This is a genomic window from Escherichia sp. KCJ4928, from assembly GCF_004352695.1.
Taxonomy (GTDB): domain Bacteria; phylum Pseudomonadota; class Gammaproteobacteria; order Enterobacterales; family Enterobacteriaceae; genus ECMA0423.
Genome location: NZ_SJWV01000851.1, coordinates 1 through 255, shown reverse-complemented (window position 1 = coordinate 255; position 255 = coordinate 1). Strand labels below are relative to the sequence as shown.

Genomic DNA, 255 nt, shown 5'->3' with positions numbered 1-255 from the left:
CCAGATGCCCGTGCTGGATCCCCATCCATAATCCAGCCTTTGCCAGAGTTCTGTGCACATCCAGGCAACTTTCCAGCTCACCATTTCTCGCCATTTCCGGTAAGCGTTCGGCAAAATGACGGCAGGCGTACTGTTTCAGACTCTCCGTTTCTGCCACTTTTTCCGGCCGGATATCAACGTTTATGGCTTCCGGATCATAACGACCGGGTGTCCCCACCTGACTGAAAATATCTGTCGGTACAGGCTGATATTCCC

The 255-nt window shown here is 52.5% G+C and carries 1 protein-coding gene; it reads right to left on the bottom strand.

Annotated features, from left to right (window positions below; translation table 11 throughout):
* Positions 1-255, bottom strand: a 255-nt coding sequence (locus tag E0D98_RS27065; protein WP_165941097.1) for a hypothetical protein, incomplete at both ends; no start/stop codon positions are given.